Genomic DNA, 14832 nt, shown 5'->3' on the forward strand with positions numbered 1-14832 from the left:
TCAGGCCTCCACCTGCTCCGGCACCGCCCGCGTCCGGGGGATGAACCGGGGCACCTGCCCGGCGTAGCGCTCGTAGGGCTCGCCCAGGCTCTTGCGCAGGTCGTGCTCCTCGAACCGCACGGCGATCAGGATGTATCCGGTGGCGGCCCCGGCGAACAGCAGGTGCCCGACGGTCATGTCGGGCGTGGCCCAGAAGGCGATGATGAAGCCGACCATGATCGGGTGCCGGACGACGCGGTAGAGCAGCGGCTGCCGGAATCCCGGCTCGGCGTAGTCGGCGTCCCTGGCACGGGCGAGCACCTGCCGCAGCCCGAACAGGTCGAAGTGCCCGATGAGGAAGGTGCTCAGCACGAGCACGCCCCAGCCCAGCCCGCACACCGTCCACAACAGCACGCGCAGCCATACCGCCTCGACAGACCAGACGTCCGCGGTCAGCGGCCGCCACTGCCACAGCAGCAGGCCGACGGCGAGGCTGGAGAGCAGCACGAACGTGCTGCGTTCGACGGCCGCCGGCACGAAGCGGGTCCACCACCGCTTGAACCACGGCCGGGCCATGACGCTGTGCTGGACGGCGAAGACGCCGAGCAGGCCGGCGTCGACCGCCACGGCGAGCCACGCCGGGCCGGTCACGCCGTCGTCGACGCCCTTGGGCACCAGCGTGTTGGCCAGGAAACCGATGGTGTAAATGATCGCCGCCAGGAAAGCGACGTAGGCGAGCACGCCGTAGCCGACCGCCAGAGTCCGCCGGATCATGGGATCCTCCTCTTCGTTCGGTCGATCGACCGAATCTGCGGTACGTTAACATTCGGTCGACCGACCGAACAAGGGGTATCGATTGAGCACGGCATCGACGAAGATCATGGAAGCCGCCCGGTCGTGCCTGCTGTCCGAGGGGTACGCCAAACTGTCCACACGCAAGGTGGCCGACCAGGCCGGCGTCCCACTCAGCCAGATCCATTACCACTTCGGCGGCAAGCAGGGCATGGTCCTCGCCCTGCTCGACCACGAGAACGCGCGGCTCGTCGACCGGCAGCGCCAGATGTACGCCGCGTCCGAACCGCTGTGGCGGCGCTACGAGCAGGCGTGCGAGTTCCTCGACGACGACCTCGCCTCCGGTTATGTGCGCGTGCTGCAGGAGATGATCGCCGCGGGCTGGTCCGACGCCCTGGTCGCGCAGCGGGTGCTCGCCATGCTCCAGGGCTGGATGACCCTGCTCGAAGAGGTCGCCGGCGAAGCCGAAGCGCGATTCGGCTCGCTCGGCCCCTTCACCGCCGCCGACATCGCGGTCCTGGTGGGTACGTCGTTCCTGGGCGGCGAGGCGATGATCCTGCTCGGCGACGACGCCTGGACCGAGCGGGTCCGCACCGCCCTGCGCCGCGTCGGCGACCTCATCCGCGCCTGGGAGACCTCCTCACCCGCGTAACCGCAGCTTGACCGGCGACGCCGTGCCAACCGATCTGCGACTTCGAGGTCAAACACGCGGACGTCGTTGGCTACATCGCGCGGAAAGTGCGCAAGCGTCCAACTCGATGACATCGCCGAAGCGATGAGCACACGCCGAACCTTCATCGCCGCGGGCACCTCCGACCTCGCCGCTGACCTCGTTCGCCCGCTCGTCCGCTGATCCGGGCAGCCGATACCACTGCCGGTGACATTATTTGACTCGCCGAGGTGCTGGTGTCCGCCCAGCGAACCGGACGGACACCGCTGTACGCGATCGGCTTGATGCTCGTCAGCTCCAGGCGATGGAGAAGCTGTTGTCCGTGAAGGCGGCCGAGCCGCTGGTCCCGCTGATCTCGAAACCGAACTGGGCCTCCCCCACGGTCACGTCGCCCCACCAGCCCTGGGTCCGCAGCCAGCTCATGATGGCGCGGATGTCGACCGTGCCCGAGTTGGTCTTGCTGGTACGCAGGAACGAGAACACCGCGTTCGCCCCGTTGGAGCCCCGGTAGATGTTCCAGGTGTGCCCGCCGAGACTGACGTTGCGGAACGCGGGAACGGCCCCGTTGGCGTCGTACTGTTCGGCGATCGGCCCGACGTTGCCGTTCCAGTTCATCCACAGCATGACCTCGTAGGCCCAGTTGTTGGCCCAGATGTCGTACGTGGTGGAGTAGTCGCCGCTGCTGGGCACACTGACGTTGAACGAGCTGGTCAACGAGGCCAGCGAGCTGACGGTGCGGTTGACCGAGCCCTTGACGGTGTGCGGATAGGACTTCACACCGGAGGTCATCGGGTGGTTGGCGATCACGCCCCAGTTGGTGCCCGAACGCGCCCACACGGTCTGCGACCCCGCCCCGGAGCCCCAGATGTTGTTGTAGACGGTGAACCCGTTGTTGTTCCAGGTGTCCCACTGGCCCGACGCCGACCATACGGCGTCCGACGGCACGCCGGGTGTGCCGCTGCTCGGCGAGGGCGTGACCGAACGCGACGGGGACGGCGAGGGCCCGGCGGTGCGGGTCGGCGTGGGTGAGCCGGAGACGCCGCCGGTGCACGTGACGCCGTTGAGGGTGAAGCTCGCGGGCACGGGGTTGCTGCCCGTCCACGAGCCGTTGAAGCCGAACGACGTGGTCGCGCCGGTGGACAGCGAGCCGTTGTAGTCGACGTTGCGGGCACTGACCGCCGCGCCGCTCTGGGTCAGCGCGGTGCTCCAGTACTGGGTCACCTGCTGGCCGGCCGAGTAGGACCAGGCGAGGGTCCAGCCGTTGATCGGGTCGCCGAGGTTGGTGACGGCGACGGAGGCGCCGAATCCGCCCGGCCACTGGTTGGTGACGGTGTAGGCGACGCGGCAGCCGGTGGCCGCGTACGAGGGAAGTGCCGTGATCACGCCCGTGCCGACGGCGGCCAGGACGGCCGCGGTGAGCGCCGCGGCGGCGGAGGTGCGTCTGCGCATGACTTGGTGACCCTTCGTGAGTCGGTCGCCGACGGGGTGTCCGGCCGGTCGGCGCGCTGGCGCTGCCCTGGGCCCGGACCGGAGCGACCTGGCGGGATCACCGTGGCGACACATTTAAGTTTATCGTATTAACAAACTTAAGGGATCTACTCGGCGAGGTCAACCGGCACGGCATGCCCGATCGCCCGCGCCGCAGGCCGTGGTTCGTGTCCGATAGAGACATGTGCCATGTCCGACAGTTCGGCATTGACACTTATGAGTCTCCGACATACCCTCCGTTGCGGAAAACGCTTTCCGCGCCTGGAGCCGCCGATCACCCCGGTCGCGGGCAGCCCTCTGATGGAAGGAGGCACAATGCGACCCGAGGTGGCACACGCCCGCAACGGCCGCCGATGGCGCCTGCCGCTGGCCGGCCTCATGGCGGCGGCGCTGGTCGCCGTCGGCACGCTGGTGTCCGGCGGCACCGCGCAGGCCGCGACGATCGACACATCGGCGACCTACGTCCTGGTCAACCGGCACAGCGGCAAGGCGATGGACCTGTGGAACTGGTCCACCGCCGACGGCGCGCCGGTCAACCAGTTCACCCGCAACGACCTCGCCGTGCAGCAGTGGCGCTTCATCGACGTCGGCAGCGGCTACTACCAGATCCGCTCCGTGCACAGCGGCAAGGTGCTGGAACTGCCCAACGCCAACGACGGCATCCAGCTCGTCCAGAACACGGCCGTCAGCGGCAACACCCGCCAGCACTTCGGCGTCAGTGACTCCAGCGGCGGCTACGTACGGTTCGTCAACCGGCACAGCGGCAAAGCCGTCGAAGTGTGGAGCTGGTCCGCCGCCGACGGCGGCATGCTCTCGCAATACCAGGACCTCGACGGCTACAACCAGCAGTGGCAGCTCGTCAAACTCGGCTCGGGCGGCGGCACCGCCTGCGGCAGCGGCTCCTTCCACGCCGAGGCCGTGCTCAGCGGCTCCACCTGGACCGCCCGCAACGGTTCGAGCACCGTCTACACCGGCTCCGACCTGCGTTCGGCCGTGCAGGCGGCGGTCAACAGCCTGACCTCGGGCCGCACGTCCAAGCAGCGCGTCGTCGTACGCGGCTCCGGGTCCATGAGCGCCAACGCGCGCATCTCGCTCCCGAGCTACACCACGATCGACGTCTGCGGCACGATCAACGTCACCGGCACGGGCAGCGGCGACCAGGCGCCCATCTACTCGCGCGGCACCACCCAGGTCGAAGTCCAGCACCTCAACCTGACCGGCACCCCACTGTACGGCGTCTTCATGCGCAACGTCACCGACGTCGTCCTCGGGCAGCTCGACATGCGGCTGTCCGCCGGTCTCGGCGTGCGCATCGACAACCGCGGCGACACCAGCCAGTGGACCCGCAACGTGCGCATCGACAACGTGTACGTCTCCGGCGCGAGCTCACACGCCGTGGAGACGTACGGCGTCGACGGTCTCACCGTCGGCACCGTCACCGCCCGCAACGTCGGCGAATCCGGCCTGCTGCTCAACCAGACGATCAACGCCACCGTCGGCACCGTCGACGCCGAGAACGCGGGAGCAGGCACCGGATACGCCGCGTTCCGCATGGCCAACCGCAACGGCCGCATCGGATCGGCGTACTCCACCAACATCAGGGTCGGCACCGTCCGGGCCCGGGGCGGCGGCCGGGGCATCTTCTGCGTGTCCGAGAGCGGCGGCGCGGCCATCGACCGCGTCGACATCGCGAACACCGGCAACAACGCGATCCTGATCGAGAACTGCTACAACGTGAACATCGCCGCCGACGGCGGCACCATCAGCGGCGGCGGTGAGGTCCGACTGGCCGAACGCACCGAGTTCGCCGGCAACCGCGACCTCACCCTGCGCAACTTCACCCTGGTCAACAACCGGATCGTCGAGAATCCCTGCGCCGACAACCTGACCATCACCGGCATCACCCTCAACAACTCCACCATTGCCCGCTGCTGAAGCGAAGGAAGGGCACCTTCTACAACGCATGGCGATGTGAAGGTGCCCTTCCTTTCCGTGGGACGGCGGCGGGTCGTGCGTCAAGCGTCGATATACGACACATCGGGCGCGGCGTGTCAGGGCGCCGCCGAGTGGGCGGCGGCGGCACCATCGAACGTGTGAGCCGCGCTGGACAACCCGCCGTCGACGTCGCCGAGCAGCTCGACTACTACCTCGTCTTCGCCAACGTCCGAGCTCGCGAACGCGCACTGCCGCCGGAGGGCATCGTCGTGGAGGAGTTCGTGCTGCGGCCGGACGGCACGGCGTCCGCACTGGACAGTGCGGGATGGACCGCCGTCGGCCGCAGCTGGTGGAGCGCGGCGGCGTTCAGCCGGGGCCTGCGCAGCGACACCCGCCTGCAGGCCAGGGTCACACCCGTGGACCGGGCCGGCGCGAATGCCGCATACCGGCTGCTGGGCGGCGGCGAACTTGGCCCGGAGCCGGAACTGCGCCGCCACTTCCTCGACCGGCTCGACCTGCCCGACCTCGCCCCGCTGTCACTGGTGCCCGCGCAGGCCACCGGAGAACGCCGCGTCTACCGGGTGCTGCTCGCCGGAGACCTACCCGACCACGGGCTCACCGCGCTGCGCAGCGGGTGGCGGATGCAGCCGTTCGACCGCCACGACGACAGAGCCCACCGCATCGCCGGGCGCACCAGGCGCACCCTCGACGGGCAGACCGTGACCTGGACGCTGCGCCGCATCGGCGCCGGCGCTGCCTGGGCCGTCGACCTGTCCACCGACCGCGCCACGGACGCCCCGGACCCCGAGCTCACCGAGCTGCTCGGCCGCCTGCGGGCCGACGCCCGCGGACAGGGTCTGATCCCCGTCACCGTGGAACGTCTGCGCTGACCACATCGCGCGGTCTTGATCACTCCGGGTATGTTCGTCGGTGCCCTGACCGGGCGCTCAGCGGCGTTCGGCAGCAGCCGGGACCACGCCGCCTGACCTGACGGCGACGGAGGACGACGTGTCGATACTCGATCACCTGGCGACGGCGGCAGGCTGCCTGGGCCAAGGTGATACCCCGAAGGACGCCTCACCCACGGAGACGGTCTGCATGGGGGCCGCCGGAATCGCCTTCTCGCTGCTGTTCTTCCTGTTCGCACCCGACGAGCACAAGGTCGCCGGCAGAGTCCTCGGCACCGCGGTCGTGGCCATCTCGATCGGCGTACTCGTCCTCGGCATCGCACGGACCGCCATGTGCTGACCAGTGACTCACCCCAGACGACCACCTCCGAGCAGCACGAGTATCGTCTCGCCAACCCAAAGCCGTGACGGAGTGAACCCGATGCCCTTCACCAACTACTTCCCAGCCTTGATCGCGGGCCTGATCATCGGACTCGCGTACAAGAAGCGGGGCGACATCGGCCCGGCCGCGAGCAACCTCGCGCTGGCCGCGGGGATCTCGATGGTGCTGAACAGCGTGCTGGTGGCGACGGGCATCTCGTTCCTCGACGACATGGCCACCGACTGGGCTTCACTGGGCCAGGAGGTGCCGTCGGCGTGGCGGATCGCCCAGAACGCGCTCACGCCGTTCTCGGCGGTCCTGGAGGTCGTCGCCATCGCGCTCCTGGCCGCGGCCGTGTTCATGCCGCGGTCCGCTGCGCCCGCCTCGCAGCCGACGTCGCCGGCGGCCGTCGAGCCGTAACCGACGGCGGCGCGGTCTCAGCGGCAGTCCGGCCGCACGCACCCCGTTTCAGGCACGCGTCAGCGCTCGCCGCCACCGTCGTGTCCAGGTACGACACGACACAGGAGGGCATGATGAGAAGGCTGATGGTCGCCGCGCTCGCGGTGGGCACCACGCTGGCCGTCGCCGGCGCGGCGGCCCCCGCGCTGGCGGGCGACAGGTCGGGCGGCAAGGGCGACTGCGTCGTCGAGGTCGAGCGTGTCCGCCTCGTAGTAGCGGTCGTCGTGGCCCCGGTACAGCTCCAGCGCGCGCAGGTAGTGGGCAATGGCCAGCTCGTGGTTGCCGAGGTGGTGGTGGATGTAGCCGAGGCTGTCGGAGGTGCCGGCCTGGCCGCCGCAGTCGCCGAGCCCGGCGAACAGGTCGAGGGCAACGGCCTCCGGCAGACAGGCGGCCGTCCGCTGCGGATCGGCGGCCTGCCTGCCCGCGCGGATCAGCCGCTCGGCGGCGAGCACGTCGGTGGCCTCCTCGCCGAGGTCCAGCTGGTAGCCCGACGCCCGGGCCGTGATCGTGTCCTTGGCGCCGAGCAGGTCGCGCAGGTAGGAGATGTGGCGCTGCAGGGTGTTGAGCGCGGTGGCGGGCGCGTCGTCGGCCCATACCGCGTCGATCAGCCGGTCGCTGCTGACGATCTGCCCGGGGTGCAGGCCCAGCATCGCCAGCACGGCCTTGCGGCGCAGCCCCGGCACCGGCCGCACCGCGCCGCCCACGACGACCTCGACCGAGCCCAGCAGCCTCACCTGCATCCCGCCCACCTCCTGTGTCGCACCAGGAAAGCAACCCACCATAAGGGACGGCGGGCGGCAACCGGCGGCCGCGCGTTGTCGGAAACGGCACAGTCGCGGGGCGGGCCGGACGCGGCGGCGACCGGCGGTAGGCTCACGGCCCGTGAGGGAGACCGTGACCTACGTGCACATGACCGACCGGGACCAGTTCCGCCCCGCGGCCGCGGTGCCCGGCCTGGCGCTGGCACCGCTCGACCGGCGCTCGCCGCTGGTCGTCGAGCTGCAGGCCCGGATCGGCGCACCCTACGGCTGGGGAAGCGCGGTGCGCACCGCGCCCGAGTGGGAGCTGTGGTTCGCGCGGCACCCCGACCGGGCCTTCTGGCTGCTGTCCCACGACGGCAAGCCGGCGGGACTGCTCGCGTGCGATCTCCACCCCGACGACGAGGTGGAGATCGACACGTTCGGGCTGGTGCCGGAGTTCGTCGGGCGAGGGCTGGGCGGGTACTCGCTGACGCTCGCCGTCCGGCAGGCGTGGAACCTGACCCCTGCGGTGCGGCGGGTGTGGCTGCACACGTCCTCGGTCGACCACCCGGCCGCGCTGCCCAACTACCACCGCCGCGGCTTCAGCACGTTCAAGGTCGAGGAGGGCGAACGGGCCTGAGTCACCGGCCGGGCTCGTGGAACCGTCGCAGCGGTCAGCTCGCGGCGTAGCGGTTGACCGCCGGGCGCGCGAGCCGGGGTTCGGTGTCGGGGAACGAGCCGTCGCCGAACAGCACGCGTGCCGCCGCCGCCCGGCCGGCCCGGCCGCGCAGCGCGGCCACCGCCGCCTCCGCGGCCAGCGGTGACCGCACCCCGGCGAGCATCCGGCGCAGCAGCAGCCGGCCCCGGAACCGGCCGCGCAGCGCGGTGCCGTCATACCGGCGCAGTTCCCGCTGGTCGCCAGTGCGCAGCCAGCCCGCGGCGACCGACGCGGCCAGCTCCGACATCCGCAGGCAGGGGTCGAGCCCGCCTGCCGTCAGCGGGGACACCGCACCGGCCGCGTCCCCGACGAGCAGCCCGGCCGGGTTCGCCAGGCGGCGCAGCACGCCGCCGACCGGGATCGGGCCGCCGCGCCGCTCGACCCGGCCGGTCGGCTCGGCGCGGCCGGGCGCGCCGTCGGCGAACTCCTCCAGCAGGTGGCGCACCCCGGCCCGCATGGCGTCCGGGTATCCCGCGACCCCGACGTGCGCGTGGTGGCCGTCGTCGATCACCCAGCCCAGATAGCCCGGGGCGACGCGCGGGTCCAGCACGCAGTGGAACGCCGGGGTGGTGGTGCCCGACGCGATCGGGTGAACCAGCTCCGCGCCGACGAGCAGGCTGCGGTTGACGTCCAGGCCCAGGTCACGGGCCACCCGGGAACGTGCGCCGTCCGCGCCGACGATGAACCTGGCCCGCACCGGTTCCGCACCTTCCAGCCGTACGACACCCGCCGACGAGCCGTCGTAGCGCACGCCCAGCACGATCCGCGCGCCCGCGGACTCGGCCGCGCGGCGCGCGTGCTCGTAGACGCCGGGCATGTCGGCGACCCGGTACTCGTCGCGGTCGCTGGCCAGCCGGATCGGATCGCGCCGCGACGGCGGATACAGCAGCACGTCGCGAACCCCGGGGCCGAGCAGGTGGTCGGGCAGGTCGAAGTCTTCGAGGGTACGCCGCACGAAGATCCCCGTCGTGCGGATGCCCGCCGACAGCGACCTGCGGCGGTCGACCACCATCACGGTCAGCTCGTGTCGCGCGAGCAGGCGGGCGGTGTGCAGGCCGGCCAGACCGGCACCGACGACCAGGACATCCACTGTATGCATACCTAGAGAAGCTAGGTATTGAAATCGTCCCGGAACGGTCTCATCACGCTACCCGCCCGCGATCTACACAGTCTCGTCACACCTGCGCCGGATCGCTCTCCGGGAGCTGGAGATAGACCCGGGTCCAGGGCTGGTCGTCGAGCAGCCGCCAGCGGTGGCCGCCGCCCGTCGTGTCCTCGGCCAGCAGCACGTCGCCGGGGCCGAGCCGGAAGGTCTCGCCGTCGCGGGTGGTGAACTCGAGCGTTCCGGTGAGCGTGACGACGTACTGCCGCCGGGGCGCGTCGTGCCAGGTCAGCTCCGAACCCGGCGGGCTCTGCCGGAAGCGCGCCGCGGTGGTGGGCAGCCAGCCGGTGGCCGCGTCCGGCCCGAGCGCGCCGAGGCGCAGCGCCGACTCCTCGACGTGGGACCGGCCGTCCGGCCCGGTGAACAGGCGGACCAGCCGGATCATGTCAGCACCGCCGTGGCCTCAGGGTCGCTGTCGGCCAGCCACCTGCGGCCCAGCCGGGCGAGTTCGCCGCGGCGGCGCAGCGCCTGCTGGGCATCGTCGATCCGACCGGCGAGCGCGGCGTCGTCCAGCGCGACGGCGACCGCCAGCAACTCGGAGGTGATGCCGGTCTGCACGATCCGCAGCGCCGGCCGGTCGGCGACCATCCGGCGCAACACGGGCTCCAGCTTCATGAGAGCGCCGATCGTGCCGTGTTCGAGGTCGTCGAGCGCGGTGCGGATCTCGGAGTAGGCGTACGCCTTCACCGCCCCGACCCTGCCCGCGGCGAGCAGCCGCTCGGCCACCGGCTGCGACGTGTTGCCGCTCTGCACGCCCAGGGTCAGCCCGCGCAGGTCGTCGCAGCCGCGCACCCCGGCCGTGGCCGCGGCCGCCAGGCTCTGGCCGGACCGCAGATACGGCTCGCACCACCGGGCCAGCGTCTTGCGGTATTCGGTGACCGTCGCACCGGAGGCGACGACGTCGATGCTCCTGCCCAGCTCGGCGAAGATCCCGTCGAAGTCGGACCCTTCGTAGTGGCGCACCGCCGGCGGCCGCCCGAGTTCGGCCGCGACCGCCGCCATCCAGTCGAGGTCGAAGCCCGTCGGCGGCACACCCGCCACCTCGAACGGCGGATCAGGGAACGCCGACCCGACCCGCAGCGGCACACCTGGCACGTTGTCCAAGATATGCCGATCCGACCCAGAGCATCCCGCTATCGGGGTTCTCTGGGTCAAGACGCGGGCGGCAGCGTGATCCGCAGGAACTGCGTGTCGAGCGTCCCCGCCGCGCCGGTGGTGCCGCTGACGAGCCACAGCGTGCCGCCCGAACCGGGCTCGACCGTGAGCAGCCGGCCGTAGGCGCCGACGAGCACCGCCTGCACCTCGGCGAGCAGGCCGTCGCCGTCGAGAACGGCCCGGTAGAGCCGCGAACTGCCCGCACACGCGACGTAGCCGACCTCGCGCACGAAGACCAGGCCTCCGCAGTCGCCGTCGTACGCCGCGAACGTCTGCTGCGGCGCGACGAACCCCGGCGTCTCGCAGCCGGCACCGGACTTCGACTCGGTGCCCTCGCATGCCGGCCAGCCGTAGTTGCCGCCCTTGACGATCAGGTTCGTCTCGTCCATGAGCCCGTCGCCCGACTCCTGCACCCACAACCTGCCCCGCGCGTCGAACGCGAGCCCCTGCGGGTTGCGGTGGCCGAGGCTCCAGATGTAGCCGCCGAACGGATTTCCCGACGGAACCGTGCCGTCCGGGTTGAACCGCAGCACCTTGCCGGCCAGGCTGCGCTGGTCCTGCGCCAGCCTCGGGTTCCCGGCGTCGCCGAGGGCGGCGTACAGCTTGCCGTCGCGCCCGAAACGCAGCCGCCCGCCGTTGTGCAGCTTGCCCCGCGGGATGCCGACGACCAGCGACTGCATCGAGCCGCCGTCCAGCTCGTCGCCGCGCAGGCGCAACCGTACGATCCGGTTGTCGGTCGCGGTCGTGTACAGCACGTAGATCCAGCGGTCCCGGGCGAACGTCGACGCCACGGCCAGGCTCACCAGGCCCCCGTCGCCACCCGCGCGCACCCCGCCGGGCACCGTGCCCAGCGGGGTGACCTGTCCGGTACGCGGATCCATCCGCACGATCTCGTACGTGTCCCGCCGGCCGTAGAGCACCGACCCGTCCGGCAGCTCGGCCAGCCCCCAGACGACACCGGTGTCCTTGCCGACCGGGGTGATCGCGCACAGCAGCGTGCACGACGCGCCCGCGGTCACGTCGACCCCGGCGCTGCGCGACGAGGAGTTGCCCTGCCCGTCACGGGCACTGACCTGGTAACGGTGGCCGGCCGACGCGGGCACCCCGAGGTCGATGAACGTGAACTGCGGGCCGCCCCCGCCCCCGACCGTGCCGACCTTCGCCCCGTCCCGGAACACGTCGTACTCCGCGACCCCGACGTCGTCGGTGGCCGCGTCCCAGGTCATGGTGACCGTGGTGCCGTCGGCGGTGGCCTTGACCCCGCCCGGCGTGCTCGGCGCCTTGGCGTCCGCGCCGCACGACGGCGGCGTCACCGAGACCGCACCGCCGGCCGGGGACACGTTGCCCGCCTCGTCCCGCGCCTTCACCGCGACGCTCCAGGTGCCGGCGGGCACCTCCGTGATGACCACCGACAGGGCCTTGCCGCCCACACTGGCGACGGCCCGACCGTCGCGGTGCACCTCGTATCCGGTCACCTCGGTGTCGTCCGTGGACCCGGACCAGCTCAGCGCGATCGACTTGCAGGTCGTCTCCCCGACGCTGAGCCCGCCCGGCGCGGACGGCGGCCGCACGTCCGGCGGCGGCTCCGGCCACCGCCACACCAGCACGGCAAGACCCACGACCGCGATCAGCAACAGGCCGCTGACCAGCCGGGAGCCACCAGAAGCCGACTCGACCGGCGACGGTGCGACGGGTGTCATTGACGGAATGTACAAGCCCGACACCGCGCACACCAGACCTCGCCTACGCAGACCATCCGGCAGCGGCTCGCGCGCGGGGCCAGGCGGCGCAGGCGCGGAGACCCCGGCCCGGGGCCGGCCGGAACGCCGCCCACCGGCGTTCGCGTGATCGGCGGGGTGTCGCACCGGGCGGCTATCCTCCGCATACCGCCTGGCCACGCAGGCCGATGAAGGAGCCCGCACCATGCAAGACGACCTCGCCGCCGACGCCACGGCAGCCGCCCCGATCGTCGACCCCGCGCACGCCCGGCCGCACACCACCCGGGACGAGTACCGGTCGGCCGTCGAGCAGGCCCGCGCCGCTGCCGCCGCGTACTACGCCGGTGAGCAGAACCTGCTCGACGACGCGGACTACGACGCGCTGTACGCCCGGATCGTGGCCAGCGAGCGGGAGCACCCGCAGTGGCGCACCGGCAACTCCCCCACCGCGGTCGTCGGGACCGTCGGCGGCGACGTCGAGCACAGCTCACCCATGCTCAGCATCGGCAACGTCTTCAACAGCGAGGGCCTGCGCGACTGGGCGGCGAAACTCGACCGGACCCTCGACCGCCCGGTGACCCGCTACACCGTCGAACCGAAGATCGACGGGCTGGCCATCGCCGTGCGGTACACCGAGGGCCGGCTCGTGCGGATCGCCACCCGCGGCAACGGCTACACCGGCGAGGACGTCACCAGCCAGGCCCGCCTGATCGCCGGCCTGCCGCAGCGCCTGTCCGCGCCGGTGACCGTCGAGATCCGCGGCGAGGTCTACATGACCGACACCGACTTCGCCAAGGGCTGCGACCTGCGGGTCGCCCACGGTGAGCCGGTGTTCGCCAACCCGCGCTCGGCGGCCGCCGGATCGCTGCGCGCCCAGCGGGCCTACGACGTCCCACTGTCGTTCATGGCGTACGCCGCCCACGGCGTGCCCGCCGAACACGCCCACAGCCACTCCGCCGTGATCGAGCACCTGGGCACGCTCGGCGTCGCCACGACCGCGCAGTCCTCCGCCGGGCTCGCCGTGTGCACCGACATCGACGAGGTCACCGCCGCCGTCGCCGCGCTCGGCGCACGGCGCGGCGAGCTCGGGTTCGGCATCGACGGTGTCGTCGTCAAGGCCGACCTCACCGCCGACCAGGACCAGGCCGGCTACTCGACCCGCGCACCGCGCTGGGGCATCGCCTACAAGTTCCCCGCCGACACCCGCACCACCACGCTGCTGCGCATCGACGTGCAGGTCGGGCGCACCGGCGTCATCACGCCCGTCGCCGTGCTCGAACCGGTCCAGGTCGGCGGCGTCGTGGTCACCTCGGCGACCCTGCACAACTTCACCGACCTGCAGCGTCGCGACGTACGCGCCGGCGACACCGTCTACATCCGGCGCGCCGGAGACGTCATCCCGGAGATCACCGGCGCGGTGCCCGACGCCCGGCCCGCCGACGCGGAGCCGTTCAGCCCGCCGGAGCACTGCCCACGCTGCGGCGGCGACATCGACCGCAGCAACCTGCGGTGGCGCTGCGCCCGCGGCCGCGCCTGCGGCGAGAAGGCGACGCTGCTGTACTACACCAGCCGCGACGCGATGGACATCGAAGGACTCGGCGACAAGATCCTCGACGCGCTGCTCGCCGCCGGCCACATCACCGACGCCGCCGACCTGTACGCCCTCGACGTGCCGACCCTGGCCGCAATGGACCGGCTCGGCACCGTGTCCGCGACGAACCTGGTCAACAGCATCGCCGCGACCAAGACCCGGCCGCTGTCGCGCGTGCTGACCGGGCTGGGCATCCGGATGACCGGCCGCACCCTGTCCCGCCGGATCGCCCGCCACTTCGGCACCATGGACAACATCCTGGCCGCGACACCGGCCGAGTGGGAGCAGGTCGACGGCATCGGCGGCGAACGGGCCGCGGTCATCCTCGCCGAACTCGCCGAGGTCGCCCCGCTGATCGCCAAACTCGCCGCCCACGGCGTCAACATGACCGAACCGACCGGCCCGGCCGCCACCGCCGCCACCGGCCCGGAGACATCTCTGCCGCTACGCCGCCCGGACGGCTCCCCGATGACCGTCGTCGTCACCGGCTCCGTCCCCGGCCTCACCCGCAACCAGGGCAACGAGGCCGTCGAAGAACTCGGCGGCAAGTCCTCCGGCTCGGTCTCCTCCAAAACCGACTTCGTCGTCGTCGGCGACGGCGCCGGCTCCAAAGCCACCAAAGCCGCCGACCTGGGCCTGCCCATCCTCGACGCCGACAAGTTCGCCCGACTCCTCACCGCCCACCGCACCGGCGACCACACCACGACCACCGAAATCCTCACCACCCTCACCCCCGCCTGACCCACCCTTTCCGCGTCGATCATGAACTTATGGCACGGGTCGGCGGCGAGTCGCTGCCACAACTTCATGATCGACGCGGGCACGGCAGGCGGTGTGCCACTGCCACGGTTCGTGGTTCGGTGATCGTTGTTTCTGGACATGATCTGCGGTCCTGCCCCAGGTTTTGACCAGAAACGGCGATCATCGCACCGCAGCCGATAAAACGGCCGGCCGGCTACAGGTAACGAAAAGGGCCCCTGTGGCAGGGGCCCGAATAGGTGCGGCGTTAACGAGGTGCCCTCGTATGACGGATGGGGTTGACAAGGCGCTTCCTTGCCTGGAAACGCGTCAAGGCCCGACCATGACGGTCGGGCCTTGAACAGCGATGTTTGTCCGGCGGTGTCCTACTCTCCCACAACGTCCCCGTTGCAGTACC

The 14832-nt window shown here is 71.3% G+C and carries 14 protein-coding genes; 7 read left to right on the forward strand and 7 right to left on the reverse strand.

Annotation, left to right across the window (positions count from 1 at the left end; all coding sequences use genetic code 11):
- On the reverse strand, positions 1-753 hold the full coding sequence (gene mddA / locus AB0B35_RS23990; RefSeq protein ID WP_361049091.1) for a methanethiol S-methyltransferase: 753 nt from the start codon (positions 751-753) through the stop codon (positions 1-3).
- Between the two features lie 82 nt (positions 754-835).
- Here mddA and AB0B35_RS23995 point away from each other — a divergent pair, with 82 nt between their 5' ends.
- A complete protein-coding gene (locus AB0B35_RS23995) occupies positions 836-1423 on the forward strand; it encodes a TetR/AcrR family transcriptional regulator (RefSeq protein WP_361049093.1) in 588 nt (195 codons plus the stop codon).
- A 309-nt stretch (positions 1424-1732) separates the two neighbouring features.
- On the opposite strand, the gene AB0B35_RS24000 is transcribed toward AB0B35_RS23995, so the two are convergent.
- Positions 1733-2890, reverse strand: a complete 1158-nt coding sequence (locus AB0B35_RS24000) for a cellulose binding domain-containing protein (protein WP_361049095.1) — start codon at positions 2888-2890, stop codon at positions 1733-1735.
- A gap of 417 nt (positions 2891-3307) precedes the next feature.
- Here AB0B35_RS24000 and AB0B35_RS24005 point away from each other — a divergent pair, with 417 nt between their 5' ends.
- From AB0B35_RS24005 to AB0B35_RS24020, 4 genes are all read left to right on the forward strand, one after another.
- Entirely contained in the window at positions 3308-4864 is a 1557-nt protein-coding gene (locus tag AB0B35_RS24005) for an RICIN domain-containing protein (protein ID WP_361049128.1), read from the forward strand.
- Positions 4865-5022: 158 nt separating this feature from the next.
- Positions 5023-5754, forward strand: coding sequence for a hypothetical protein (locus tag AB0B35_RS24010; protein WP_361049097.1), 732 nt, complete (start codon positions 5023-5025; stop codon positions 5752-5754).
- A 118-nt stretch (positions 5755-5872) separates the two neighbouring features.
- Positions 5873-6112 (forward strand): hypothetical protein, encoded by a 240-nt coding sequence (locus AB0B35_RS24015; protein WP_361049099.1) that lies wholly within the window; start codon positions 5873-5875, stop codon positions 6110-6112.
- Positions 6113-6193: 81 nt separating this feature from the next.
- Positions 6194-6553: a hypothetical protein gene (locus AB0B35_RS24020; RefSeq protein WP_361049101.1), complete on the forward strand. Its 360-nt coding sequence runs from the start codon at positions 6194-6196 to the stop codon at positions 6551-6553.
- Between the two features lie 59 nt (positions 6554-6612).
- On the opposite strand, the gene AB0B35_RS24025 is transcribed toward AB0B35_RS24020, so the two are convergent.
- A complete protein-coding gene (locus tag AB0B35_RS24025; protein ID WP_361049103.1) occupies positions 6613-7332 on the reverse strand; it encodes a winged helix-turn-helix domain-containing protein in 720 nt (239 codons plus the stop codon).
- A 142-nt stretch (positions 7333-7474) separates the two neighbouring features.
- Between AB0B35_RS24025 and AB0B35_RS24030 the strand changes: the two genes are divergently transcribed.
- The gene (locus AB0B35_RS24030) at positions 7475-7972 is read left to right on the forward strand and encodes a GNAT family N-acetyltransferase (RefSeq protein WP_361049105.1); all 498 of its coding nucleotides are present in this window, start codon (positions 7475-7477) and stop codon (positions 7970-7972) included.
- Positions 7973-8006: 34 nt separating this feature from the next.
- Here the strand turns inward: AB0B35_RS24030 and AB0B35_RS24035 are convergent, their stop codons facing one another.
- From AB0B35_RS24035 to AB0B35_RS24050, 4 genes are all read right to left on the reverse strand, one after another.
- Entirely contained in the window at positions 8007-9149 is a 1143-nt protein-coding gene (locus tag AB0B35_RS24035; protein ID WP_361049107.1) for an NAD(P)/FAD-dependent oxidoreductase, read from the reverse strand.
- 76 nt (positions 9150-9225) lie between these two features.
- The gene (locus AB0B35_RS24040; protein WP_361049109.1) at positions 9226-9597 is read right to left on the reverse strand and encodes a cupin domain-containing protein; all 372 of its coding nucleotides are present in this window, start codon (positions 9595-9597) and stop codon (positions 9226-9228) included.
- Positions 9594-10307, reverse strand: a complete 714-nt coding sequence (locus AB0B35_RS24045) for an ABC transporter substrate-binding protein (RefSeq protein ID WP_361049111.1) — start codon at positions 10305-10307, stop codon at positions 9594-9596. Before AB0B35_RS24045 ends, AB0B35_RS24040 begins: the two co-directional genes overlap by 4 nt.
- Positions 10308-10363: 56 nt before the next feature.
- A complete protein-coding gene (locus AB0B35_RS24050; protein ID WP_361049113.1) occupies positions 10364-12067 on the reverse strand; it encodes a PQQ-dependent sugar dehydrogenase in 1704 nt (567 codons plus the stop codon).
- Positions 12068-12290: 223 nt separating this feature from the next.
- Here AB0B35_RS24050 and ligA point away from each other — a divergent pair, with 223 nt between their 5' ends.
- Complete coding sequence (gene ligA, locus AB0B35_RS24055; RefSeq protein ID WP_361049115.1) at positions 12291-14417, forward strand: NAD-dependent DNA ligase LigA; 2127 nt, start codon at positions 12291-12293, stop codon at positions 14415-14417.
- Positions 14418-14832 lie beyond the last annotated feature (415 nt).

This window comes from Catellatospora sp. NPDC049133 (assembly GCF_040648455.1).
Classification (GTDB): Bacteria; Actinomycetota; Actinomycetes; order Mycobacteriales; family Micromonosporaceae; genus Catellatospora; species Catellatospora aurea.

Coding starts and splice junctions, on each gene's coding strand:
- ligA (WP_361049115.1), top strand. CDS start 12,291: ATGCAAGACGACCTCGCCGCCGACGCCACGGCAGCCGCCCCGATCGTC.
- AB0B35_RS24000 (WP_361049095.1), bottom strand. CDS start 2,890: ATGCGCAGACGCACCTCCGCCGCCGCGGCGCTCACCGCGGCCGTCCTG.
- AB0B35_RS24020 (WP_361049101.1), top strand. CDS start 6,194: ATGCCCTTCACCAACTACTTCCCAGCCTTGATCGCGGGCCTGATCATC.
- AB0B35_RS24035 (WP_361049107.1), bottom strand. CDS start 9,149: ATGCATACAGTGGATGTCCTGGTCGTCGGTGCCGGTCTGGCCGGCCTG.
- AB0B35_RS24025 (WP_361049103.1), bottom strand. CDS start 7,332: ATGCAGGTGAGGCTGCTGGGCTCGGTCGAGGTCGTCGTGGGCGGCGCG.
- AB0B35_RS24005 (WP_361049128.1), top strand. CDS start 3,308: ATGGCGGCGGCGCTGGTCGCCGTCGGCACGCTGGTGTCCGGCGGCACC.
- AB0B35_RS24050 (WP_361049113.1), bottom strand. CDS start 12,067: ATGACACCCGTCGCACCGTCGCCGGTCGAGTCGGCTTCTGGTGGCTCC.
- AB0B35_RS24040 (WP_361049109.1), bottom strand. CDS start 9,597: ATGATCCGGCTGGTCCGCCTGTTCACCGGGCCGGACGGCCGGTCCCAC.
- mddA (WP_361049091.1), bottom strand. CDS start 753: ATGATCCGGCGGACTCTGGCGGTCGGCTACGGCGTGCTCGCCTACGTC.